At 67.1% G+C, this 24,483-nt stretch carries 21 protein-coding genes; 10 read left to right on the forward strand and 11 right to left on the reverse strand.

Annotated features, from left to right (window positions below):
• Window positions 1–19: 19 nt before the first annotated feature.
• Together phnY and phnA are read right to left on the reverse strand one after the other, a co-directional pair.
• Entirely contained in the window at window positions 20–1,474 is a 1,455-nt protein-coding gene (gene phnY / locus WS51_RS26125) for a phosphonoacetaldehyde dehydrogenase (protein WP_059504425.1), read from the reverse strand.
• Window positions 1,475–1,501: 27 nt separating this feature from the next.
• The gene (gene phnA / locus WS51_RS26130) at window positions 1,502–2,740 is read right to left on the reverse strand and encodes a phosphonoacetate hydrolase (protein WP_059542638.1); all 1,239 of its coding nucleotides are present in this window, start codon (window positions 2,738–2,740) and stop codon (window positions 1,502–1,504) included.
• Window positions 2,741–2,947: 207 nt separating this feature from the next.
• On the opposite strand from phnA, the gene WS51_RS26135 reads away from it, so the two are divergent.
• The 5 genes from WS51_RS26135 to WS51_RS26155 all read left to right on the forward strand — a co-directional run bounded on the left by WS51_RS26135 (window position 2,948) and on the right by WS51_RS26155 (window position 9,593).
• Window positions 2,948–4,003 (forward strand): putative 2-aminoethylphosphonate ABC transporter substrate-binding protein, encoded by a 1,056-nt coding sequence (locus tag WS51_RS26135; protein ID WP_059504421.1) that lies wholly within the window; start codon window positions 2,948–2,950, stop codon window positions 4,001–4,003.
• A gap of 111 nt (window positions 4,004–4,114) precedes the next feature.
• Window positions 4,115–5,197 (forward strand): putative 2-aminoethylphosphonate ABC transporter ATP-binding protein, encoded by a 1,083-nt coding sequence (locus WS51_RS26140; RefSeq protein WP_069229955.1) that lies wholly within the window; start codon window positions 4,115–4,117, stop codon window positions 5,195–5,197.
• Entirely contained in the window at window positions 5,194–6,921 is a 1,728-nt protein-coding gene (locus WS51_RS26145; protein ID WP_059771720.1) for a putative 2-aminoethylphosphonate ABC transporter permease subunit, read from the forward strand. The genes WS51_RS26140 and WS51_RS26145 overlap by 4 nt, the downstream gene beginning before the upstream one ends.
• 48 nt (window positions 6,922–6,969) lie before the next feature.
• Window positions 6,970–8,100 carry a 2-aminoethylphosphonate--pyruvate transaminase gene (locus WS51_RS26150; protein WP_069229956.1) on the forward strand — a complete coding sequence of 377 codons (1,131 nt, stop codon included), beginning with the start codon at window positions 6,970–6,972 and terminating at the stop codon, window positions 8,098–8,100.
• Between the two features lie 104 nt (window positions 8,101–8,204).
• Entirely contained in the window at window positions 8,205–9,593 is a 1,389-nt protein-coding gene (locus WS51_RS26155) for an FAD-dependent oxidoreductase (protein WP_059771715.1), read from the forward strand.
• 91 nt (window positions 9,594–9,684) lie between these two features.
• On the opposite strand, the gene WS51_RS26160 is transcribed toward WS51_RS26155, so the two are convergent.
• Both WS51_RS26160 and WS51_RS26165 read right to left on the reverse strand, forming a co-directional pair.
• On the reverse strand, window positions 9,685–10,413 hold the full coding sequence (locus tag WS51_RS26160; RefSeq protein WP_059504411.1) for a phosphonate utilization associated transcriptional regulator: 729 nt from the start codon (window positions 10,411–10,413) through the stop codon (window positions 9,685–9,687).
• Window positions 10,414–10,574: 161 nt separating this feature from the next.
• Window positions 10,575–12,746, reverse strand: coding sequence for a phosphocholine-specific phospholipase C (locus WS51_RS26165; protein ID WP_069229957.1), 2,172 nt, complete (start codon window positions 12,744–12,746; stop codon window positions 10,575–10,577).
• Window positions 12,747–12,975: 229 nt separating this feature from the next.
• On the opposite strand from WS51_RS26165, the gene WS51_RS26170 reads away from it, so the two are divergent.
• Window positions 12,976–13,884 (forward strand): LysR family transcriptional regulator, encoded by a 909-nt coding sequence (locus WS51_RS26170; RefSeq protein WP_059542649.1) that lies wholly within the window; start codon window positions 12,976–12,978, stop codon window positions 13,882–13,884.
• Between the two features lie 121 nt (window positions 13,885–14,005).
• On the opposite strand, the gene WS51_RS26175 is transcribed toward WS51_RS26170, so the two are convergent.
• The gene (locus WS51_RS26175; protein ID WP_069229958.1) at window positions 14,006–15,646 is read right to left on the reverse strand and encodes an L-lactate permease; all 1,641 of its coding nucleotides are present in this window, start codon (window positions 15,644–15,646) and stop codon (window positions 14,006–14,008) included.
• Between the two features lie 624 nt (window positions 15,647–16,270).
• On the opposite strand from WS51_RS26175, the gene WS51_RS26180 reads away from it, so the two are divergent.
• Window positions 16,271–16,582: a DUF4148 domain-containing protein gene (locus WS51_RS26180; protein WP_060023669.1), complete on the forward strand. Its 312-nt coding sequence runs from the start codon at window positions 16,271–16,273 to the stop codon at window positions 16,580–16,582.
• 90 nt (window positions 16,583–16,672) lie between these two features.
• Here the strand turns inward: WS51_RS26180 and gshA are convergent, their stop codons facing one another.
• The 3 genes from gshA to ada form a co-directional block, all read right to left on the reverse strand.
• Window positions 16,673–18,286, reverse strand: a complete 1,614-nt coding sequence (gene gshA, locus WS51_RS26185; RefSeq protein WP_069229959.1) for a glutamate--cysteine ligase — start codon at window positions 18,284–18,286, stop codon at window positions 16,673–16,675.
• Window positions 18,287–18,752: 466 nt separating this feature from the next.
• Window positions 18,753–19,727, reverse strand: a complete 975-nt coding sequence (locus tag WS51_RS26190) for a DNA-3-methyladenine glycosylase family protein (protein ID WP_059952908.1) — start codon at window positions 19,725–19,727, stop codon at window positions 18,753–18,755.
• Window positions 19,724–20,815: a bifunctional DNA-binding transcriptional regulator/O6-methylguanine-DNA methyltransferase Ada gene (gene ada / locus WS51_RS26195; RefSeq protein ID WP_059448387.1), complete on the reverse strand. Its 1,092-nt coding sequence runs from the start codon at window positions 20,813–20,815 to the stop codon at window positions 19,724–19,726. Before ada ends, WS51_RS26190 begins: the two co-directional genes overlap by 4 nt.
• Before the next feature lie 438 nt (window positions 20,816–21,253).
• On the opposite strand from ada, the gene WS51_RS26200 reads away from it, so the two are divergent.
• Window positions 21,254–21,667, forward strand: coding sequence for a VOC family protein (locus WS51_RS26200; protein ID WP_069229960.1), 414 nt, complete (start codon window positions 21,254–21,256; stop codon window positions 21,665–21,667).
• A gap of 10 nt (window positions 21,668–21,677) precedes the next feature.
• Here the strand turns inward: WS51_RS26200 and WS51_RS26205 are convergent, their stop codons facing one another.
• From WS51_RS26205 to speG, 3 genes are all read right to left on the reverse strand, one after another.
• On the reverse strand, window positions 21,678–22,232 hold the full coding sequence (locus WS51_RS26205; RefSeq protein ID WP_069229961.1) for a YaeQ family protein: 555 nt from the start codon (window positions 22,230–22,232) through the stop codon (window positions 21,678–21,680).
• Window positions 22,233–22,409: 177 nt separating this feature from the next.
• Window positions 22,410–22,757: a surface attachment protein Sap1 gene (gene sap1, locus WS51_RS26210; RefSeq protein ID WP_059504394.1), complete on the reverse strand. Its 348-nt coding sequence runs from the start codon at window positions 22,755–22,757 to the stop codon at window positions 22,410–22,412.
• A 497-nt stretch (window positions 22,758–23,254) separates the two neighbouring features.
• Window positions 23,255–23,800 (reverse strand): spermidine N1-acetyltransferase, encoded by a 546-nt coding sequence (gene speG, locus WS51_RS26215; protein ID WP_059448519.1) that lies wholly within the window; start codon window positions 23,798–23,800, stop codon window positions 23,255–23,257.
• 153 nt (window positions 23,801–23,953) lie between these two features.
• Here speG and WS51_RS32650 point away from each other — a divergent pair, with 153 nt between their 5' ends.
• Complete coding sequence (locus tag WS51_RS32650; protein ID WP_006489933.1) at window positions 23,954–24,124, forward strand: hypothetical protein; 171 nt, start codon at window positions 23,954–23,956, stop codon at window positions 24,122–24,124.
• 109 nt (window positions 24,125–24,233) lie between these two features.
• Window positions 24,234–24,482, forward strand: a complete 249-nt coding sequence (locus WS51_RS26220) for a DUF2795 domain-containing protein (RefSeq protein WP_059448518.1) — start codon at window positions 24,234–24,236, stop codon at window positions 24,480–24,482.
• Window position 24,483 lies beyond the last annotated feature (1 nt).

Raw genomic sequence — 24,483 nt, forward strand, 5'->3', positions numbered from 1 at the left:
CGGGCACGTTACATGCCGCTTACCACGGCAGCGAATAGGTCTTCGTGTTCGTGAAGCTCTTCATCGCCTCCTGCACGCCCTCCTTGTAGCCGAGACCCGAATCCTTCACGCCGCCGAACGGCGTGAGTTCGAGCCGGTAGCCCGGCACCTCGCGTACGTTCACGCTGCCGACCTCGAGCTCCGTGATGAAGCGCGTGATGTTGTCGAAGCGGTTCGTGCAGACCGACGACGACAACGCATAGTCGGTGCTGTTCGACATCCGGATCGCCTCGTCGATGTCGCGAAAGCGCATGATCGGCGACACGGGCCCGAACGTCTCGTACTTCACGAGCGGCATGTCGGGCGTCACGCGATCGACGACCGTCGGCGAATACAGCGCACCGTCGCGCACGTTGCCGACCAGGAGCCGCGCACCGCGCGCAATCGCGTCGTTCACCTGTTGCTCGCAGAATTTCGCGGCCGCTTCATCGATCACGGTGCCCATGTCGACCGACGGATCGGCCGGATTTCCGTACGTCCACGCGCGGGTTTTCTCGACGACCAGCTCGGTGAAGCGATCGGCCACCGCCTCGTGCACGAGCATGCGCTTGATCGCGGTGCAACGCTGCCCGGAGTTCTTGTACGAGCCCGACACGGCGAGCGTGCTCGCCTCGTCGAGATCGGCGTCTTCCATCACGATGATCGGATCGTTGCCGCCGAGTTCGAGCACCGCGCGCCGGTAGCCCATCCGCGACGCGATCGACTTGCCGATCGACACGCCGCCGGTGAACGTGATCAGGTCGATCGCCGGGTTCGTGATCAGCTCGTCCGCGATTTCCTTCGGGTCGCCGGTGATCACCTGCAGCATCTGCGGCGGCAGGCCGGCTTCGTACAGGATGTCCGCGAACAGGTAGCACGACAGCGGCACCTTCTCCGACGGCTTCACGACGATCCGGTTGTTGGTCGCGACCGACGGCACGACCTTGTGCGCGACCTGGTTCATCGGATGGTTGAATGGCGTGATCGCGGAGATCACGCCGAGCAGCGGTTCGCGCTGCGTGTACACGCGGCGCTTCTTGCCGTGCGGCGTCAGATCGCACGAGAAGATCTGACCGTCGTCCTTCAGCACTTCGCCCGCGCCGAACGTGAGCACGTCGGCAACGCGCCCGGCTTCGTACGTCGAATCCTTGATGCACAACCCGGCCTCGGCCGTGATCAGCGCCGCGATCGCGGCCGTGCGCGCGCGCACGATGTCGGCCGCGCGGCGCAGGATCGCCGCACGCTCGTGACGCGTGAGCGATGGCCGGTAGGCGCGCGCGACGGCGAATGCGCGCCGCACGTCGTCGAGTGTCGCCTTCGGCACAGTGCCGACAAGTGATCCGTCGTAAGGATTGCGCACTTCGATCACCGCGTCGCGATGGATCCTTTCTCCGTCGATTCGGAGTGCTTCACGATGAACCGTCCCCGCTTCCGTCGATGCTGCAATGGCGTTCATGATGTCTCCCTCGCGGATGCGTCCGCGTCACTGCAGATGGTTGAGCGCGATGTCGATGATGTCGAAGTTGCGCAGTCGCGCGCGGCCCGCGACGTCGGTCGCGACCGGCTTGCTGAAGATCAGCGGCACGATCTGCTCGGAGATCCCGCCGTGCGAGCGCAGCGGCACGTCGAGGCCCGACAGGTCGTGCTTGACGCGGCGCGTGCCGAGCACGACGTCCTGCTTCGAAATCACGATCAGGTCGCCCATCCGCGCGGGCGGCAGTTCGAAACGCGCGCAGCCTTCGGCGCCCGTCAGCACGACCTCGATGCCGTCCACCGCCGCGAGCCGCGCGCGCAGCGCATCGACATCGACGGAAGCCGGCAGGTAGACGGTCGCGAACGAACCGAGCGCGCCGTGGTGCACGACGTACGGATCGGTGATCGGCAGGATCACGCGCGCGGCGTCGTGGCCGAGCCATTCGTCGAACAGCTCCTGCAGGTAGATCACGTTCGGCTCGCCGGTCTCGCCGTCGTGCTTCGCGTTCATCCCGTGGTCGGCTGTGATCGCGACGATCGCGCCGAGTTCGTCGAGCCGCTTCAGGTACGCATCCATCATCTGGTAGAACGCGTTCGCGCCGGCGGTGCCGGGCGCGCACTTGTGCTGCACGTAGTCGGTCGTCGACAGATACATCAGGTCGATCGGGCGCGTCTCGAGCAGGCGCACGCCGGCCGCGAACACGAACTCGGACAGCTCCGCGCTGTACACGCTCGGCACCGGCTTGCCGACCAGTTCGAGCACGTTGTCGATGCCGTTTTCCTCGAGGCTCGCCTCATCGGCCTTCTCCGACGAGAAGCAGATGCCCTTGAGCCCTTTGCCGAGCAGGCGGCGCAGCTTGTCCTTCGCGGTGACGACCGCGACGCGCGCGCCTCGTTCGGCGAAGGTCGCGAGCACGGTGGGCGCGACGAGGTACTTCGGATCGTTCATCAGCACCTCGGCGCCGGTGTCGCGATCGTAAAAGTAGTTGCCGCTTATCCCGTGGATCGCCGGCGGCACGCCGGTGACAATCGACAGGTTGTTCGGGTTCGTGAAGCTCGGCACCACGCACTCGCCCTTGAGCGCCGTGCCCGGCTTCAGCAGCGTGCGCAGGAATGGCGCGACGCCGGCCTCGGCCGCCATCTCGAGATATTCATACGCGCAGCCGTCGACGCAAACCACCACCACGGGGCGGCTCATCCAGTTGTAGCGGCGGCCGTTCACTTCCACGGATACAGGCGTTTCACTCATGACGTTCAGTCCTTTCGGTTCGAAGAGGGTTGAGCTGTCGGCGCCCGCGCCGCGCCGAGGAGGTGTTTTCCATGCTTGACATTAAAATTGATGATTTGTAGATTGTCAACAACATGCAGAGAACAGAAAGCAAAACAACGTAGCAGCAAGAGGGCTGGTCTCCACTCATCCGCCGCAGCGGCGGCGCCACAGTCAAGGGGTCTGAAGATGAACGAAGTGCCGGTACAGAAGCGTTTGAATGCATGGGCGACGGGTGCGGCGCGCGTCGCGCTGGCCGTCGCGGTCGCGCTCGGCGCCGCGCAGGCGGCGCATGCGAAGACGTCGCTGCTCGTCTACACCGCGCTGGAGGACGAGGCGATGAAGCCCTACAAGGACGCATTCGAGAAGGCGAACCCCGACATCGAGATCCGCTGGGTGCGCGACTCGACCGGCTCGGTTACCGCGAAGCTGCTCGCGGAAAAGAACAACCCGCGCGCGGACGTCGTGCTCGGCCTCGCCGCATCGAGCCTCACGCTGCTCGATCTGCAGGGGATGCTGATGCCGTACGCGCCGAAGGGTTTCGACCAGCTCACGCGCAAGTACAGCGACGCGAACACGCCGCCGCACTGGGTCGGCATGGACGTGTGGGGCGCGACGATCTGCTACAACCGCGTCGCCGCACAGGCGAAGAACATTCCGAAGCCGACGTCGTGGGAAGACCTGACGAAACCGGTCTACAAAGGCGCGATCGTGATGCCGAGCCCGGTGTCGTCGGGCACCGGCTATCTCGACGTCACCGCATGGCTGCAGACCTTCGGCGAGGACCGCGGCTGGAAATTCATGGACGCGCTCGACAAGAACGTCGCGCAGTACGTGCACTCGGGCTCGAAGCCGTGCACGCTCGCCGGCACCGGCGAGTTCCCGATCGGCATCTCGTTCGAGTTCCGCGGCCACGAATTGCAGTCGCAGGGCGCGCCGATCGATCTGGTGTTCCCGAAGGAAGGGCTCGGCTGGGACATGGAAGGCACGGCGATCATGAAGACGACGAAGCAGCCCGATGCCGCGAAGAAGCTCGCCGATTTCATGGCGAGCAAGGAAGCGAACCAGATCACCGCGCGGTGGTGGGCGATCGTCGCGTACCCGGGCGTCGCGCGCAAGCTGGCCGGCATTCCCGACAACTATGCGGACCTGCTCGTGAAGAACGACTTCGTGTGGTCCGCGAAGAACCGCCAGTCGATCCTCGAGACCTGGCAGAAGCGCTACGGAGCGAAGGCGCAGCAATGACCCGGCGGTAACGCCGCAACCGGCGGCGGGGCAGCGCCACGCGCCGCCCCGCATCCCTTTCCATGGTCGTAACCGGCCCGCGTCCGGGCCGCCCGCAGCGTGGAGGCGTGCATGGCACCCTATCTGAGCGTAGAACGCATCGAAAAGCGGTACAACGACACACAGGTTCTCACCGACATCAACCTGAGCGTGATGAAGGGCGAGATGATCTGCTTCCTGGGGCCGTCCGGCTGCGGGAAAACCACGCTGCTGCGGATCATCGCGGGGCTCGAGGCGCAAAGCGCCGGTCACATCATGCAGGACGGCCGCGACATCTCGCGGCTGCCGCCGCAACTGCGCGACTACGGGATCGTGTTCCAGTCGTACGCGCTGTTTCCGAATCTCACCGTCTACGACAACGTCGCATACGGTCTCGTGAATCGCAAGATGAAGCGCGACGCGATCCACGAACGCGTGCATACGCTGCTCGCGCTGGTCGGCCTGCCCGACAGTCATCGCAAGCACCCGGGCCAGCTGTCCGGCGGCCAGCAGCAGCGCATCGCGCTGGCGCGCGCACTGGCGAGCTCGCCCGGCCTGCTGCTGCTCGACGAGCCGCTGTCGGCGCTCGACGCGCGCGTGCGCGTGCGGTTGCGCCAGGAAATCCGCGCGCTGCAGCAACGGCTCGGCGTGACGACGATCATGGTCACGCACGATCAGGAAGAAGCATTGTCGATGGCCGACCGGATCGTCGTGATGAACCACGGCGTCATCGAACAGATCGGCACGCCGCTCGAAATCTACCGGCAGCCGGCGTCGCCGTTCGTCGCGGACTTCATCGGCCGCGTCAACACGATCCCCGCCGAAGTCGCGCAGGACGGCACGCTGCGCGCGGGCGGCATCGGCTTCGACTGCCGCCACGGCACGGCGCAAGGCGCGGCCGTGTCGGTCTACGTGCGGCCCGAGGACCTGCGCATCCGCGTGCCGGGCGAAACGGCCGACAACGTGCTGGCCGGCCGCGTCGAGAAGCTCGAATTCCTCGGCGCGTTCTGCCGCGTGAGTTTTCGCATCGACGGGCTCAACGGGCAGGAGATCGTCGCCGACCTGTCGTATCACGACGTCGACCGCACCGGCGTGGAGGCCGGCGCGCGCATCGATCTCGCGCTCGATCGCGAGCATGTCCGCGTGTTCCCGTGCGCGAAGGAGCGACTGCAATGAGCACCGTCCTCACCGAACGCCGCCGCGGCGCGGCGGCGCCTGCCGACGTGCGGCAGCTCACGCACTGGCACGATCGCATCGCGCAGCTCGCGCTCGTCGCGATGGCTGCGCTGATGTCGCTGTTCCTGCTGCTGCCGCTCGCGCTGGTCGTGCAGAAATGCTTCGTCGATGCGGACGGCCGCTTCGTCGGCACGCGCAACTTCGTCGAGTATCTCGAGGACAGCGGCGTGCTGCGCTCGATGCTCCATTCGCTCACGGTCGGCGCGCTCGTCACGACGATCGTCGTGCCGATGGCGTTCACGTTCGCGTATGCGCTGACGCGCTCGTGCATGCCGCTGAAGAACGCCGCGCGCACGATCGCGCTACTGCCGCTACTCGCGCCGACGCTGCTGTCCGCCGTGTCGTTCATCTACTGGTTCGGCAACGCGGGGCTGCTCAAGCCGCTGCTGCACGGCCACTCGATCTACGGGCTGCCGGGCATCGTGCTGAGCATGGTGTACGCATCGTTTCCGCACGTGCTGATGATTCTCGTCACCGCGCTGTCGCTCGCGGACGGCCGCCTCTACGAGGCCGCCGACGCGATGGGCACGAGCCGCACGCGCAAGTTCTTCACGATCACGCTGCCCGGTGCCAAGTACGGGCTGATCAGCGCGACGATGGTAGCGTTCACGATGTGCATCAACGACTTCGGCGTGCCGGTGGTGATCGGTGGTTCGTACAACGTATTGTCGACCGACATCTACAAGCTGATCATCGGGTTGCAGGATTTCAACCGCAGCGCGGTCGTCAGCCTGATGCTGCTGTGCCCCGCGCTCGTGGCATTCGGCGTCGACTTCTTCATCCGCCGCCGCCAGCAGTCGCAGCTCGGCGCGCGCTCGACGCCGTACCAGCCGAAGCCGTCGCGCGGCTTCGACGCCGCGATGCTCGCGTACTGCGCGCTCGTGTGCGCATTCTTCATCGCGGTAGTCGGCATCTCGGTGTTCGCGTCGTTCGTGAAGTTCTGGCCGTACCAGATGAGCGTCGGGCTACAGCATTACCGGATGGGCCTGATCGCGGCCGGCATCTTCGATGCGTACAAGAACAGCCTGCGGATGGCCGCAACCGTCGCGCTCGGCGGCACGATTGTCGTGTTCGGCGGTGCCTACCTGATCGAGAAGACGCGCGGCGCGCGCTGGCTGCGCGGCTTCATCAGCCTGTGCGCGATCCTGCCGATGGGCGTACCGGGCCTCGTGCTCGGCATCAGCTACATCTTCCTGTTCAACGCGCCCGGCAATCCGCTGAACGGGCTGTACGGGTCGCTGTGGCTGCTCGCGATCGTCACGGTCGTTCACTACTACGCGTCGAGCCACCTGACCGCCGTCACCGCGCTGCGGCAGATCGACAGCGAGTTCGAGGCCGTGTCGGCGTCGCTGAAGGTGCCGTTCTACAAGACCTTCCTGCGCGTGACCGTGCCCGTATGCATGCCAGCGATCCTGCTGATTGCGCGTTACCTGTTCGTCAACGGGATGACGACGGTTTCCGCCGTCGCGTTCCTGTACTCGCCGGACACGCAGCCCGCCTCCGTCGCGATCCTGAACCTCGACGACGCGGGCCAGATGGGCCCCGCCGCCGCGATGGCGACGCTCGTGCTCGCGACCTCGTCGTTCGCGTGCGTGCTGTTCGCGTGCATCTCGCACCGCCTGTTGCGTCGCACGCAGGCATGGCGCACCACGCATCGCCGCTGATTCCCTCGCCGCATTCACGTGACGTTCCGACCTCACCCAGGAGACACCATGACGCTCGCCACCCAGCCCATCCTGCTCACCCCCGGCCCGCTGACGACTTCGGAGCGCACCCGCGACGCGATGCTGCGCGACTGGGGCTCGTGGGACAGCGACTTCAACGCGATCACCGCGCGGCTGCGCGAACGGCTGCTGCAGATCGTGCACGGCGAAGGCACGCACGAATGCGTGCCGCTGCAGGGCAGCGGCACGTTCTCGGTCGAGGCGGCGATCGGCACGCTCGTGCCGCGCGACGGCCACGTGCTCGTGCCGAACAACGGCGCGTACTGCCAGCGCATCGCGAAGATCTGCCGCGTGCTCGGCCGCACGCTCACGACGATCGATTACAGCGAGGATCGCCGTGTCGACCCGGCCGACGTCGAGCGTGCGCTCGCCGCCGATCCGACCATCACGCACGTCGCGCTCGTCCACTGCGAAACCGGCGCCGGCGTGCTGAATCCGCTGCACGACGTCGCGCAGGTGGTGGCGAAACACGGCCGCGGGCTGATCGTCGACGCGATGAGCTCGTTCGGCGCGGTCGACATCGACGCGCGCACGACGCCGTTCGACGCGGTGATCGCGGCGTCGGGCAAGTGTCTCGAAGGCGTGCCGGGGCTCGGCTTCGTGATCGCGAAGCGCACGGCGCTCGAACGCTGCGAGGGCAACAGCCACTCGCTCGCGATGGACCTGTACGACCAGTGGGTCTACATGCAGCGCACGACGCAATGGCGCTTCACGCCGCCGACGCACGTGGTCGCGGCACTCGACGCGGCCGTCGCGCAGTACGTCGACGAAGGCGGGCTCGCCGCACGCGGCGGCCGCTACCAGCGCAACTACCGCGCGCTGGTCGACGGCATGCGCGCGCTCGGCTTCCGGCCGTTCCTCGATCCGGCGATCCAGGCGCCGATCATCGTCACGTTCCATGCGCCGGACGATCCGAACTACGACTTCAAGCGGTTTTATCAGGAGGTCAAAAAGCGCGGCTACATTCTGTATCCGGGAAAGCTGACGGAAGTCGACACGTTCCGCGTCGGCTGCATCGGGCACTTCGGCGAAGGCGGCATTCCCGGCGCGGTCGCCGCGATCGCCGACACGCTGAAAGCGATGGGCGTGCGCCGCGTGTCCGCCGAAGCGGCGGCCTGACGCGATGCCCCGCCGCCCGGCGACATGCATCGCCGGGCGGCACGTTCGTCATGTTTTCCCGCCGTGCGCGGCACGGCGGCCTACCCTTACCGGCACGACATCCGATGCGACCCTTCTGGATCGAACAAGCATTGTTCAACGACGGCGATCTCGCCCCCGCGCTGCAAGGCGCAACGCAGGCCGACGTCTGTATCGTCGGCGGCGGCTTCACCGGGCTCTGGACGGCGATCCAGGCGAAGCAGCAGAACCCCGCGCTCGACATCGCGATACTCGAGGCCGACCTGTGCGGCGCCGGCGCGAGCGGGCGCAACGGCGGATGCCTGCTCACGTGGTCCGCGAAATTCCTGACGTTGCGCCGACTGTTCGGCGAAGCGGAGGCAATCCGGCTCGTGAAGGCGTCGGAGGCGGCTGTCCAGCACATCGCCGACTTCTGCCGCGCGCATCGCATCGATGCCGAGCTGCGGCTCGACGGCACGCTGTACACGGCAACGTCGCGCGCGCAGGTCGGCACGCTCGCGCCGGTGCTCGATGCGCTCGCCGCGTGCGGCATCCACAGCTACGAGCCGCTGCCGGCCGCCGAAGTCGCGCGCCGCTCGGGTTCCGCGCGCAATCTCGACGGCGTGTACTCGCCGATCGCCGCGACCGTGCATCCGGGCAAGCTGGTGCGCGGGCTGCGCCGCGTCGCGCTCGACATGGGAATCCGGATCTACGAGCGCACGCCGCTCGTCGACTTCACGCCGGGGCAGCCGGCCGTCGTGCGCACGCCGTCCGGCAGCGTGCGTGCGGGCCAGCTGGTGTTCGCGATCAACGCGTGGATGGCGAGCCGCTTCCCACAGTTCGAGCGCACGATCGCGGTCGTGTCGAGCGACATGGTCATCACCGAGAAATGCCCGGAGCTGCTCGAGCGGACCGGCCTCGTGGACGGTGTGTCGGTGCTCGATTCGCGGATCTTCGTGTACTACTACCGCACGACCGCCGACGGGCGGCTGATGCTCGGCAAGGGCGGCAACACGTTCTCGTGGCGCAGCCGCATCGCGCCGGTGTTCGACCGGCGTTCGCCGTACGAGGCGCAGCTCACGCAGAGCCTGCGCGAATTCTTCCCGTCGCTCGCCGGCGTGCCGGTTACCGCAAGCTGGAACGGGCCGTCGGACCGCTCGGTGACAGGGTTCCCGTTCTTCGGCCGTCTCGACGACGCGCCGAACGTGTTCTACGGGTTCGGCTATTCGGGCAACGGCGTCGGGCCGACCTACATGGGCGGGCAGATCCTGTCGTCGCTGGTGCTCGGCCTCGACAACGCGTGGACGCGCAGTCCGATCGTGCGCGGCCCGCTCGGCCATTTCCCGCCGGAGCCGATCCGCTATGTGGGCGCGCACGTCGTGCGCAATGCGATCCGCCGCAAGGAGCGCGCGGAAGACGAGGGCCGACGGCCGGCGAGGATCGACACGTGGCTCGCGAAATTCGCGAGCGCGGCGGGGAAAGCGGACAAGGCGTGACGATGCGCCGATGCGATGACGTGACGCGCAATGAAAAAGGGACGCTGCGAAGCGTCCCGTTGCCTTTGGCGCGACTGTCCGTGCGGCTACGTCACGCGCGCGCGGCTTTCTCGCGCGCTGCCTTGCCCGCCGCGGGCAGCCCCTGCTCGTGCGTGCGGCGCATCCGCGCAAGACCGTGCGCGACGTGCTCGCGCACCAGCGCGACCGCCTTCTCCTCGTCGCCGTTCGCGAGCGCCTGCACGATCTTGTCGTGCTCGGCGGCCGACACCGCGATCGCATTCTCCTCGGCCTCGATGGCGGCCTGGCGCAGCAGACCGAGCTGGCGCACGAGCCGGCGATAGGTGTCGGTGAGATGCGTATTGCCGACACCGACCACCATCGCATCGTGGAACTGCACGTTCAGCTCGGTGTAGCGCGTGACGTCGTGCGTCTTCGCCGCATCCTTCATCGACTGGATGATGCCCTTCAGCACCTTCAGCGTATCGGGCGAAATGCGTTTCGCGAGCGCGCGCGCCACCGACTCGTCGAGCATCGCGCGCACTTCGTAGATTTCCTCGGCCTCGCGCAGCGGCACGACGCGCACCGTCACGCCGCGGTTCTTCTCGTTGCGCAGCAGCCCGGCCTGCTCGAGCGCGCGAAACGCCTCGCGCACCGGGCCGCGCGACACGTTCAGCTTCGTCGCGATATCGACTTCGTTGAGTTTCTCGCCCGGCGCATATTCGCCGGACACGATCGCGCGCTCGAGCATGTCCTGGACAATCATCGCGAGCGACTGGCTTTGCAGGAGTTCGATGGCGTTGAGCGCGTTCGGGGCAGTCATGGTCGGGCAGGCAGCGAAGCTGCGGATGAGAACGAGGGCGCCATGTCGGCGAATGATCGTTGTATACCCTCGGCCCGCAATATTGTCAACAGTTTTCAGTTTCCAAAAACCGCCCGCGCGGCCGGCGCGAGCACGCCGGGCCGCGCGACGCGGGCCTGCCGTCAGGCCGTCTGCTTGACCGGCCCCGGATCGCTCTGGCTCGGCCGGCCCGTCTCGACGTGGCCCGCGAAGCGGCGCACCACCTTGTCGTCGCCGCCGCGCAGCGTCGTCGCGGTGATCGTCAGATCGTACCAGCCGTGGCTCGACGACAGCTCGAAGTGATCCTCGATGCGCTCGCCCGGCTCCAGCGTGTAGGTGCGCGCATGCGCGTGGCTGTACGCGTTGTCGACGACCACACGGCATGCCGCACGGCCGCTGTTGCGCAGTTGCAGGTACACGTGGCGATTGCGCACGTCGTAGCCGATCTTCGCTTCAGGATTCGCGTGGCGGCCGTCCGCGGCGAGGCGCGTGTTGCCCTGGAATTCGCACAGATAGCCGTTCGGGCCATAAGCGGCAAGATGGTAGTCGCCGCGAGCGGCCGACGTGCTCCAGGTATCGGCGAAGCGGTCGTGCGACGACACCGCGTAGCGGCGCGGCGGCGTCGCGGGATTGCGGCGGTCGTACACGTGGAACGCGGCACCCGCGTCGCCCGAGTTCGCGAAGTCGAGCGACACGCTGTCGTCACGCCCGTTCACGCGCGCATGCACGAACAGCTCGTACGGCAGCGCGCGCGCCGGGCGCGTGCCGGGCTCCTGCGCGGGCATCGTCTGCTGCGCCGGCACCTGGTATGCCTGGCCGGCGGTGGCGATGTGCTGCGGCACCGTGAAGCTCACCGTGCGCGTATCGGGCCGCGCGGAGAAGTCGAATGCCGACGTGAGGTCGCCGCAGATGGACCGGCGCCACGCGCTGATGTTCGGCTCCTGCACGCCGAAGCGCGCCTCGAGGAAACGCAGCACCGACGTATGGTCGAACGTCTCCGAGCAGACCCAGCCGCCCTTCGTCCATGGCGAGATGATGATCAGCGGCACGCGCGGCCCGAGGCCGATCGGCTGGATGCCGCCCGGATCCGCGCCCGGCACCAGCGGGCTCATCTCGCCCGGGTACTTGTTCAGGTCGAGGAATTCGTCGCCGAGGTTCGACAGCAGGTTCGACGACACGATGCCCTGGCCGCCCACGCCGCTCGTGACCGGCGGCACCGGCGGCACGACGTGGTCGAACAGCCCGTCGTTCTCGTCGTAGTTGAGGATGAACACCGTCTTCGCCCACACCTCGGGGTTCGATGTCAGCGCCTCGAGCACCATGTTGATGTAGAACGCGCCGTCGGTCGGCGACGCCTGCGGGTGCTCGCTGTACTTGTACGGCGACACGATCCACGACACCTGCGGCAACCGGTTCGCCTGCACGTCGGCCTTCAGCTCGGCGAGCGTGTGGTTCGACGCGCCCTTGTCGACCAGCGGGCCGCTCGCGCCCTCCTTCACCTGGAACTTCTTGAAGAACATCAGCGAGTTGTCGGTGTAGTTGTCGGTCGGGTCGCCCGGGATGCCGGTGCCGCCCTGGTACACCTTCCAGCTGATCTTCGCGTTCTCGAGACGTTCCGCGTAGGTCGTCCACGTGTAGCCGTTCGTGTCGTTGCGCTCGCCGATGCCCGGGCCGTTCGGCTGCGTGCCGTACACGTTGCGCGAATCGACCGTGCCGGTCCACAGGTAGATGCGGTTCGGCGCCGTGTCCGCGTGCGCGGAGCAGAAGTACGAATCGCAGATCGTGAACGCGTCGGCCAGTGCGTAGTGGTACGTAAGATCCTGACGCTTCAGGTAACCCATCGTCAGCACGTCCTGCTTCTGGTTCACCCACTGGTCCCACTGGCCGTTGTTCCATGCGAGGTGGCCGCTGCTCCAGCCATGGTTGGTGCCCGGCTGGAATTCGGTCGTCTGCTTCGGGTCGAGGTAGAACGGCAGCACGTACGGCGCGGACGGGTCGAGCCCGCGCGAATGGTAGTTCTTCGTGAACACCGACGCCGGCGGCTGCTGCCACACCGGCGCACCGCTCGGCAGCAGGTGCGGGCGCGGATCGTTGAAGCCGCGCACGCCGCGCAGCCCGCCGAAGTAATGGTCGAACGAGCGGTTTTCCTGCATGAAGATCACGACGTGTTCGACGTCGCGGATCGTGCCCGTGCGATAGGCGGCCGGCATGGCCAGCGCCTTGCGGATCGCGGGCGGAAAACCGGCGTAGGCGGCCATCGCGCCGGCCGACTGGGCGGCAAGGCGCAGGAAATCGCGTCGATTGGTGGCGGACATGAAGAAGATCCTGTGGGTCGGTAAGGGTGGCGCCGGTCGAGCGGGGCCGGCGGTCGGTGCGTTGCCGTTATTACTCCGCACCGGCGTGTCCCGGCCGTGACCGGTTCCAGCAGGTTTCTTGCGCTCATCCCCAGCTTTTTTTCGAAGCGGCTCCCGGCGCGCCTTTCATCCGGCCGACACATGCCTGCGCTACGCTGACGCGCGATCAAGAGGGGGGAGAAGCCGAGCCGTGTTCGATCAGCTGAAGGCGTTTCATGCGACGGTCCGGCAGGGCAGCATCACGCGCGCCGCGCGCCATCTGGGCGTCAGCCAGCCGACGATCGCCGCGCAGATCCGGCAGGTCGAGCAGCTGTACGGCGTCGAGCTGTTCTATCGCAGCGGCCGCAAGCTCGAGGTCACCGAGACCGGCATCGAGCTGCTGCCGCTCGTCGAGAAGATGATCGCGCTCGAGGCGCAGGCCGACATCATGCTGCGCAACGTCGGCGGCCTGTTCGAAGGACACCTGCGGATCGGCGCGACGGGGCCGTACTACATCATGGACGCGGTCGGCCGCTTCTCGCATGCGCATCCGTCGATCGCGCTCACGTGCCGGATCGGCAATTCCGAGGAAATCCTGCAGGCGCTGCAGGAATTCCGCATCGATCTCGCGGTGTCGTCGCAACGCAATGACGCGGACGGCCTCGAACGCAAGGTGATCTCCACCGATCCGCTCGTCCTCGTCGTGCATCGCGACCATCCGCTCGCGCGCTTCGACGCGATCGACGCCGCGCAGCTCGCCGACGTGCGGCTGCTGATTCGCGAGGAAGGATCGGTCACGCGCCGCTGCACGGAGACGATCCTCGCGGCCGCCGGCGTGGCGGCCACATCCGTCGCCGAGATCGGCAGCCGCGAAGCGATCCGCGAGGCGATCCTGCATGGCGTGGGCGGCAGCCTGTTTCCGCGCGGCGAGGCCGAGCGCCATCCGGACCTGCGCGTCGTCGCGCTGCGCGGCGTCGACACGACGATCGACGAATACGTGTACTACCTGAAGGCGCGCCGCCAGAGCCCCGCGATCGATGCGTTCCTCGCGTGCATCCTCCCGGTGCCGACCGCGACGCACGAGCGCGCACACGCGGCGCGGCCGGCGAACGCGCGCTGAGCCGCCGCGCGCTCACCGGATTTCGCGCATTCCCCCGCACGCCGCTGCATATTCCGGGCGCTTTTCCCGCGCCCGCCGTCGTCGTTTTCCTCGTGCCTTCCTTCTTGCTTCCCGCCGTGCGTCACTTCGGCAGCGCCGGGATCATCCACGTGAACACGTGCTGCTGCAGGAACACGAGCACGCCGAGCAGCAGCGTGAGGATCACGCTGTGCCAGAAGGTGCGCGCGAACACGACGCCTTCCTGCCCCTTCAGATCGGTTGTCGACACGCCCGTCGCGATGTTCTGCGGCGAGATCATCTTGCCCATCACGCCGCCCGACGAGTTGGTCGCGGCCATCAGCACCGGATCGAAGCCGAGCTGCCGCGCCGCGACCACCTGCAGGTTGCCGAACAGCGCATTGCCGGACGTGTCGCTGCCGGACAGGAACACCGCGATCCAGCCGAGCGACGCCGACACGAGCGGGAACAGCGCGCCGGTCGACGCGACGCCGGTGCCGAGCGTATAGCTGATGCCCGAATAGTTCAGCAGGTACGCGAGCCCGACGATCATCATCACCGTGACGATGGCGATCCATGTCTGGCGCCAGGTCTTGACCACGCATTCGAAGAACGCGCCGATGCCGGTGCGCGTGAGCGCGGCCGTGATGATTGCCGACAGGAGGATCGCGGTGCCGGTGCCGAGCGGCTGGAAGTCCCAGATCGCCGCATACGGCTTGTGATACAGCGACACGAACACCGCGTTGTGCAGGCCCGGCCATTTGATTTTCACGTCGCCGATCGCCGCGACGTTCGCGTGCACCCAGACGATCACGACCACCGACACGACGATCCACGGCAGCCAGCCGCCGAAGCCTGCGCGCGCGGCGCCGGCTGCAGCGGGCGCGCTGCGTGCGAGCGCGTATTGCGGATCGGGCTGCGGCTTCCACACCTGGAGGAAGCCGATCGTGACGATCAGCGAGGTGAGCGACGACAGCACGTCGGTGAGCTGATAGCCGAGGAAGTTCGACGTGACGAACTGCGCGATCGCGAAGCTGCCGCCCGACACGAGCAACGCGGGCCACAGCTTCGAGATCGAGCGCAGGCCGCCGTACGCGCCGACCACATAGAACGGCAGCAGCAATGCGAAGAACGGCAGTTGCCGGCCGACCATCGCGCCGAGCGTCGCGGGCGGCAGCGACGTGACCGCGCCGAGCACGGTGATCGGCACGCCGAGCGCGCCGAACGCGACCGGCGCCGTGTTGAACAGCAGCGTGTAGGTGAGTGCTTCGAGCGCCGGGAAGCCGAGCGCGATCAAGAGCGCGCTGGTGATCGCGACCGGCGTGCCGAACCCGGAGATCCCTTCGAGCAGACAGCCGAACGAGAATGCGACGACGAGCAGCACGAGGCGGCGGTCGTCGGGCAGGTTGTCGAGCATCCACTGCCGGAACTGGTCGAAGCGGCCCGATTTGACCGCGATGTTGTACAGCAGCAGCGCGTTGAACACGATCCACATCACCGGCACGACCGCGAGCGCCATGCCGGCGCCGACCGCGTTGAACGCGAGGCCGGCCGGCATGCCCCACGCGCCGATCGCGACCGCGAGGCCGGCGACGAGGCCGGCGAGCGACGCCTGCCACGCGGGCCGGCGCAGCACGCCGAGCGCGATCAGCGCGACCGCGATCGGGATCACGGCGACGAGGAACGACAGGAACAGCGAGTTGGCGACGGGCGTCAACGGCTGCGCGAAGAGGATGCCGGTCGGCAGGGCTCCAGTTGGATTCATCGTGTCTCCGTTGTCGATGGGAGTTGGCGCTTTAGCGCTTACTCCCATCCCATGCTTCGCGGTCGACGGGAGTTGGCGCTTCAGCGCTTACTCCCGTCCCATGCTTCGCGGTCGATGGGAGTTAGCGCTTCAGCGCTTGCTCCCGTCCCATGCTTTGCAGTCGACCGGAGTTAGCGCTTTAGCGCTTACTCCCATCCCATGCTTCGCGGTCGACCCAGGTTCGCGCATCAGCGCCCGCGCACACCTCGATCCCGTTCAAACGTCCGTTCCACGGCCGCAACGATCCTCCGACGCTTGCGCACGCAACCATCCCGGCGCGCCGACCGATCGGTCGCTTAAAAAGAGGTTAGGAGGCGCATCGCGCTTCTACAAGGAGGGCAAGCCCGATGCGCGCGGTGCCGCTACGCGGCATCCGCCGCACGCTGAACGACCGCTGAACGACCGCTGGCGCCCCGCTGACGCGCGCGCCAGCAAGCGGCCGCGCAATGTTGCTCAACCGGCAAAGGTGACTGACGGAGCGCAGGGTGTTTCGTTTGGGATCCGAAGCCTAGACTCGCTGCATCGATTCCGCCCGCGCCGACACAGACCAAGGCGCGGCTCCGGAACGCTCACGGAGCAAACAAGATGAAGACCATGAAACGTGCGGCATGCGCGTTGATGCTGATCGGCTCGGCCGTCGCCGCCCACGCTCAGGCCGAGTCGACGCTGACGCGCGCGCAAGTTCGCCAGGAACTCGCGGAACTGCAGGCCGCCGGCTATCGACCGAGTCTCGCCAGCGGCCCCGATTTTCCGCAGAACATGCAGACGATCATGCAGCGCGCCGCGCAGGCGCGCGGCGACGCGGCCGGCCACGGTAGCGACGGCCACGCGAATGTGGAATCGGGAAAGCCGACGCTGCCGCACGTGATCGACCGCGACACGTACGCGCATCACTGAAGCGGCCGAAGCCGTGCCGGCCGCGCGAGCGCTCGACCACCGGGCCCGCAGCCCGATGCCCGCCGCGCGCCGCGCAGCGGGCGACGGCCGTCAAACGCTGAAGCGGTTCAGCGTATAGGCCCGATAGGCCGCGACGAACGCATCGAACGATCCGGCCTCCTTCGCTTCGAGCTCGGCCTGCTCGGCCAGCGACTTCGCCGCGAGCGCCTGCTCGGCGCGCATCGTCTCGGCCGACGGCGGGTTCGCGCGGAAATGCGCGGCGTGCGCTTCGCTATGCGCGCGCGCGAACGCGAGGAACGACTGCCCGTTCTCGCGCATCGTGCGCAGCACACGCGCGGACGGCGTGCGCTCCGGATCGGCGAGCTTCTCGCGCTGCTCGGCGATCGCACGCGCATGCTCGTCGCCGCCGCGGATCTCGTCGAGACGGCGCCCGACGGTCTCGATATCGGCCATCAGGTCGTCCGCCCACGCCTGCAGCGTGACCGGCTGGCCGTCGCGCACGAGCGTCAGCCCGGGCTTGCGCCCGTCCATCGTCACGCTGGCGAAGTTCGCATTCGCTTCCTTGTACGCATCGCAGTCGAGCGCCGGGCTGTCGTCGAGCGCACACGCGAGCAGGAACGCGTCGATGAAGCGCGCGGTCTCCAGCGCGATGCCGGTCGGCTCGAACGGATCGATGTCGAGGCAGCGCACTTCGATGTACTGCACGCCGCGCGACGCGAGCGCATGCAGCGGACGCTCGCCCGAATACGTGACGCGCTTCGGCCGGATTGTCGAGTAGAACTCGTTCTCGATCTGCAGCACGTTCGTGTTGATCTGGATCCACTCGCCGTCGCGATGCGTGCCGATCGCCTCGTACGGCGGATACGGCTCGCTCACGGCCTTCGACAGCGCATCGAGATAGCCGGGCAGCGTGTTGTAGTCGACATGCAGGGCCGCCTGCGCGGTCGTGTTCGAGTAACCGAGATCGCTCATGCGCAGGCTCGTCGCGTACGGCCGGTACAGCGTATCGGCATCGAACACGTCGAGCTTGTGCGGCTTGCCGCGCAGGAACTTCACGTCGAGCGCGGGCGAAGCGCCGAACAGGTACATCAGGAGCCAGCTGCGGCGGCGGAAATTGCGAATCTGCGCGAGATAGCGCTCCGACTGGTAGTCGACGAGCGTGGCCGTCGAGCCCTCTTCCGCATGCAGGCGCCGCCACACTTCCTCGTGCAGCGAGTAGTTGTAGTGGATGCCGGCGATGCACTGCATCGTGCGGCCGTAGCGATACGCGAGCCCGCGGCGGTACACCGTCTTCAGGCGGCCGATGTTCGACGTGCCGTAGTCGGCGATCGGAATTTCATCGTCGGCCGGCAGCAGGCCCGGCATCGAGTCGTTCCACAGCATCTCGTCGCCGAGCGACGCATAGACGTAGCGGTGCAGATCGTCGAGACGTTCGAGCGTGATCGACGCGTCGCTTTCCGCCGGCGTGATCAGTTCGATCAGCGCCTCGGAATAGTCGGTCGTCAATGACGGGTGCGTGAGCGCCGAACCGAGCGCGCGCGGATGCGGCGTGAACGCGATCATCCCGTCGCGCGTCACGCGCAGGCTTTCCTTTTCGATGCCGCGCAGGCCGTCGGGCAGATGCTGCCGCGTCGGCCCCGAGCTCAGCGCTTCGAGACGATTCAGCAGCAGTTCGGACTGGCGGTGAGTCATGGTGTTCGGCATGGAGACGCAAGTGCGTGACGGCCGCGCGCGAAATGCCGCGCGCGGCCGGCTGGATTATTGGTCGCTTCGTTGGTAGCGGGCACTTTAACATCTCGCCGGAACGCGCGCTTGAGGTGGCGCCGGGCGGTGCGCGCGGGCCGTGGCAGGCCGTCTGACGGGCCGATGGCCGCGCGCGCGGCAGACCGTCGTCGGCATCGACGAACGCTGCGATCGCGCGACATTCGTCGGAAGGAACGTGCGCGGCGGGCACGGCGGCGCCATCAGGAGCAACCCACCGCGCAACCGCATCGGCGACGCATCGTCGTCAAGGTCTCTCCGAATGCATCCGACCCCCGGGGCAGCCGATCGCTCGCCGTCAAACACTGCAACGATGAGGACCACCGACCGATCCTTGCCCGGCGGGCGCCCGTCGCGGGTTGCATCGCGGTGCTGCACGGTCGCGCCGGTCGACCGGCGCGCGGCGACGTCATCCGCCGCGCGCGCCGCCTGCGCGGTCCGCCACGTCGTTCCATAGATGAAGCGCCGCATACGCGCGCCACGGCCGCCAGCCTTCGGTCCGGTTTTTCTGGCTCGCGAGCCGGTCGAGCGACGGATCGCGCGCGGTAATCGACTGCATCAGCACCAGATCGGACGCAGGCCACGCGTCCGGGTCGCGCCACGCGCGCATCGCGATGTATTCGACGGTCCACGGGCCGATGCCGGGCAGCTCGAGCCACGCGCGGCGCAGCGTCGCGAGATCGGCCTGTGCGGGATCGAGCGGCACGTGGCCGGCCGCCACCGCGCGCGCCATGCCCGTCAGCGCCGCGGCCCGCTTGCCGGGCATCCCGATCTTCTCCAGATCGCATGCGGCGAGCGCGTCCGGGGTTGGAAAGCGCCATGCGGGGGCGCCGTCCGGCGCCGCCATGCCGTCGTCGTTCGCGACGCGCTCGCCGGCCCGCTGAACGAGCCGGCCGACGATCGTCGTCGCCGCCTTCACGCTCACCTGCTGGCCGACGATCGCGCGCACCGCGAGCTCGAACCCCGACCAGGCGCCCGGCACGCGCAGCCCCGGCGCGGCCTCGACGAGCGGCGCGAACCACGGGTCGCGCGCGAGCCCGCCGCCGATCGCGGCCGGGTCGGCGCCGAGGTCGAACATCGACGCGACGCGCTGTGCGAACGCGTCGTCGACATGGCGCGCGGCCGCTCCCTCGAGCGTCGCGATCAGGCAATGCCGACGCGGATGCTTCGTGACCGTGAGCCTGCCCGCGTCGCCGTTCAGGTCGACGATCCGGCGATACATGCCGTCGACGACCTGTTCGACACCCGGAATCGCGCGTCCGCTGAAGAAGCGCAGCACGCGCGCCCAGTCGTACGGCGCCTTGAAGCGCAGCGCCATCTGCGCGGACGGCGGCACGTGGCCGCCGTTCGCGATCGACGTGATCGTGGTTTGATCGATGCTCAAACTGCGTTGCCCTCCGCAACGGCTTCGGTTTCATCGTCGCGCGCATGGCGCGCCTCGGACGCGAGCAGCGTCGCCTTGCGGCGCACGCCCCAGCGATATCCGGCGAGCGCGCCGCCCTTCTGCACGACACGGTGGCACGGAATCGCGAGCGCAACCGGGTTCGATGCGCAGGCCGACGCGACGGCCCGCACCGCGCGCGGCGTGCCCAGCGCCTCGGCGATCTCCGAATAGCTGCGCGTCTCGCCGTACGGGATATGCGTCAGCGCTTCCCACACGCGTTGCTGGAACGCGGTCGGCGCGATGTCGAGCGGCAGGTCGAACGCGTGCCGCGTGCCGTCGAGATACGCGCGGATCTGCGCGACGAACGGCGCGAGCCGCGACGGCGATTCGACCAGTTCGGCACGCGCGAACGCGTCCTTCAGTTCGCCGACGAGCGGCGCCGCTTCGTCACCGAACGCGATCCGGCAAATGCCCTGTTCGGTCGCGGCGACGAGCACCGTGCCGAGCGGCGTCGACGCGGTCGCATAATCGATTCGCAGTCCCGCGCCCTGACGACGAAACGCGGACGGCGCCATCCCCAGCTCGCGCGGCACCGATGCGTAAAGCCGCGACGGCGAATTGAACCCCGCGTCGACGGCCGCCTGCGTCACGGGCTGCCCGCTTTGCAACGCCTCGCGCAATGCGGCGCCGCGCTGCGCGGCCTGATATTGGCGCGGCGACACGCCGACCACGCGCTTGAACAGCCGCTGCAGGTGGAACGGGCTCACGTGCACCGCGTCGCTCAGCTGCTGCAGCGTGAGCCGCTCCGGCTGCGCGTCGAGCACCGCGCACGCGCGGTTGACGATCTCGAGCTCGCGCGGCAGCCCTTCCGGCTGGCAGCGCTTGCACGGGCGGAACCCGGCCGCGCGTGCGGCGGCCGTATCGGGAAAGAAGGACACGTGCTCGCGCCGCGGCAGCCGCGACGCGCAACTCGGGCGGCAGAACACGCCGGTCGTGCGCACGGCGTAGAAGAACGCGCCGTCCGCATGCGGATCGCGTGCGGTCACGGCGCCCCAGCGGGCATCGTCGGTCTGATAGGCGGTTTTCATCTGAACCTCGCACTCTCCAGTGTAGATGGTGCCTACTCTAGACATCGACATGGGCCGTCGCGCCCTGAATCTTGCTCTGTGATTCGCGCGGAGAAATCGGGGACGCACCCGCGAACCCGCCGAACCCGTTCGATCTGAAGAAAACCGCGCGGGCGTTGCGCCGGCGCCGGTTTCGTCATCATCGCGTCACTATTTTGCTGCAGCGCAGATGCGACAAATCGCCGTCCTGACCATTTTTTTCATTTGGAATATTGCAACGCACCATCGCCGTGTGTATAGTTGGAACTGTCTCCTCCATGTCTCCTCCTGATATGGATTAAGCCCGTTCCGCTCTGCGTGAACGGGCTTTTTTTCGTCCGTCGATCGTGCCGCGTTCCGGCATACGTTGCCGGCGCCGTCTACACTCGGTGCACGCCTTTCGCGAAGGAGTGCCCGCTCATGAAACCGACCATCCGCGCGATCGATCACATCGTGCTGCGCGTGACCGACATGGCTGCGATGACGCGCTTTTATTGCGATGCCGTCGGCTGCCACGTGGAAAAGGAACAACCCGACCTGGGCCTTGTACAGTTGCGCGCCGGCGACGCACTGATCGACCTGCTGTCCGTTGGCGGCCCGATCGACCGTCCCGACAGCGGCCCGCCCGGCACCGGCCGCAATCTCGACCATGTGTGCCTGCGCGTCGAGCCATTCGACCCCGATGCACTGATCGAGCATTTCGCCGCGCATGGCGCGCGCCCCGGCGCGCCCGCCGAGCGTTACGGCGCCGGTGGCTACGGGCCGTCGATCTATATGTTCGATCCCGAAGGGAACATGCTGGAATTCAAGGGGCCGCCCGCCGCGCTCGGCTGAACGCGTGCCGTCACGCGTCGGCGCGCGCCTTCAGGACCGTCCATTCGACCGCGACCGGATCGTGATCGGCGCTCGAGATCCATGCGGCGCCGTCCTGGATCGTGCACTGCAGGCGCATCGTACGCTCGGCGAGACGTCCTACCGCGGCCGCGACGCCATCAGCCAGCGACAACACCTGCACGTTGCGCAGCCGCTCCACCTTGCTGCGCACGCCCTGCCACCAGATGTCCGAGGTCTTGCCGCCATACGCGATCACCGTGACCTGCCCGGCGCGGCCGGCCGCCTTCGAGATGCGCCGTTCATCGGGCTGCCCGGCCTCGATCCACACGTCGATCGCGCCCGTCAGGTCCTTCTGCCACAGATCGGGTTCGTCGACGTCCGACAGCCCCTTGCAGAACTCGAGACGCTCGTGCGCGAACAGCGCGAACGCGACGATGCGCACCATCATCCGGTCGTCGGTTTCCGACGGGTGACGGGCGACCGTCAACGCGTGATCGGCGTAGTAATGCCGATCCATGTCGGCGATTTGCAATTCGGCTTTGTAGATCGTGGATTTCAGCGCCATGCGGAGTCGGCCCGGGCGGGCATTCGGTTCGGTCGGGCCGTGATGATACCGAATGCGCGCCGCCGGGCGTGCGACGGGCGCTCCACAGCACGACGGCCCGGCATCGGCCGGGCCGCGTTCGTGCCGCGCCGCCGGCGGTTCCGGCCGGCGTGCGGGGGCGAGAGGCGTGCGTGCGGGTTACTGCTTGACGAAGCGCGAGTCGGTCCAGAGGCCCTGCTGGTCGCTGTTGTCGGCGCTGACGAACTGGACGTCGCCCTGTTCGACCGACACCACGCGGAAGCGCTGGCCTTCCGGCACCGACAGGCAACGGTAGTCGTCGAAGTACTGCTGCTTCGCCTGCGACTTGCCGTCACGCTCGTGACTCAGTACGGAATCCAGATTGTCTTTCGACAGACAGCCCCACGCATTCTTCGTCAGCTGGATTTCCTGCTTCGGCTGGAGAGCCGCATCACCGCCCGCCTGGGCGATCGACACCAGCGAAAATGCGCCGACGAGGGCAAAAAGGACACCGGTACGCTTCATCATGTTCTGTCTCCAGGCTTGCGGGCACCAGGCTCGGTTAGCTATGTGTTTAAAGGTGATCGTCAACCCGCGTTTTTCACTTTAGAAGACCGGCAAGCGATATCAAGCACATTTGTTGTGCGATCGCAATAGCGGCGAATTGTCGCACCCTGCGCGCACACGGTTTTTCGTTTGGCGCACACGCGCGGCAACGTCTGCCTTCGGGATTATTCGCCCGCGCCGCCGGGCGCAAAGCATTGTCAGGCAAGGTTGTCAGCGAATTCGCAAAGCCCCGGATGAACGGCTTGGATAATTCATTTCAAAATCCGGGGCATTTTGATGCATTGCACATAAAGTCATTCGAAACGACATGAATTTACCGCAGTGCGGAATCGGATTTACTCCATACAAGAAAAATGCCAGATATAAGCGCACTCGTATTTACCCGTATTTTCCCGAATGGGCCGAACGCCGGCGGCAGCACATGACCGCCGGCGTCTTCGCCAATGGTTTACCCGGCGTCATTCGACCGATTGCGGCCGCTCGAAATAATCGCGCTGGAAAATGCACATGCGATAAGCGTTGTGATACGCGCCGTTTCCGAAAAATTCTTCCTTCAATTCCGCCTCGTGCTGGAATCCGCATTTTTCGTACACGTGGATCGCCGCCGCATTCGACGTATCGACGATCAGGTACAACTTGCGCATGTTCAGCACCTTGAACGCATATTCGATCGCGAGCCGCGTCGCCTGGCCAGCGTAGCCGCGCCCCTGGCATTGGGGCGCGATGATGATCTGGAATTCGCCGCGCCGGTGAATGTAGTCGAGCTCGATCAATTCGACGAGGCCGACCAGCTCGCCCTGCGGATCGACCGCGACGAAGCGGCGCTCGCGCTGGTCGTGCACGTGACGGTCATACAGTTGCGACAGCTCGGAGAAGGTTTCATACGGCTCCTCGAACCAGTAGCGCATGATCTTCGCGTCGTTGTTCAGCTCGTGAACGAAGCGCAGGTCCTGGCGCTCCAGCGGCCGCAGTGCAAGCGTGTGCTTGTCGTTCTGGAGTTGCATGTTCGTGTCCTTTTTGATGGCTCGCGTGCGCATGAAGCGCCCGTGCCGCGACACCGCGAACGCGGCGCATTCCGCGCTGCAAGAAGTTGAACGCGGGCGAGGTTCAGAGCCTAGAATGGGAGCAAGGGTTCCTGCCACCGCAAGGAGGCTATCGTGATCGAGCAAGTCATACTCGGCATCTTCCTCGTGCTGCCACTCGTGATCGTGGCTGCGCTGTTCTCCGACGAACTGTGGCAGGAACATCGGCGCCAGCATCCGCGCGACGAAAACGCCCCGCATATCGACTGGAAGCATCCGTGGCGCCGCGTGCGGCGCGGACACTGAGTCCATCGAAATTCCCGCAGGCATGCCGTCCGGGCCGCTCGTCCGCAGCCGGTCGGACGGCGCCGCTTCCGCTACGAACCGATCCCCGCTCAACCAGCGAGACGCCGACGTGAACGACAAACCCGCCCTTCCTCCACACGATATCCCCGGCGAGGCGATCGATCTGCAGATCGCCGACGTGCTGGCCGCCGTGCGCTACCCGGCGAACAAGGATGCGATCGTCGACGCCGCGCGCGACGCCGGCGCGAGCAACGAAGTGCTGGCGATGCTCGACGGCCTGCCCGAACAGGACTACGCGGACGTCGATGCCGTCACGCGCTGGGTCGCCGGCAATTTCGGCCCCGGCCTCGGAATTTGAG

Origin of the sequence: Burkholderia territorii (genome assembly GCF_001718335.1) — a bacterium.
Taxonomy (GTDB): Bacteria; Pseudomonadota; Gammaproteobacteria; order Burkholderiales; family Burkholderiaceae; genus Burkholderia; species Burkholderia territorii.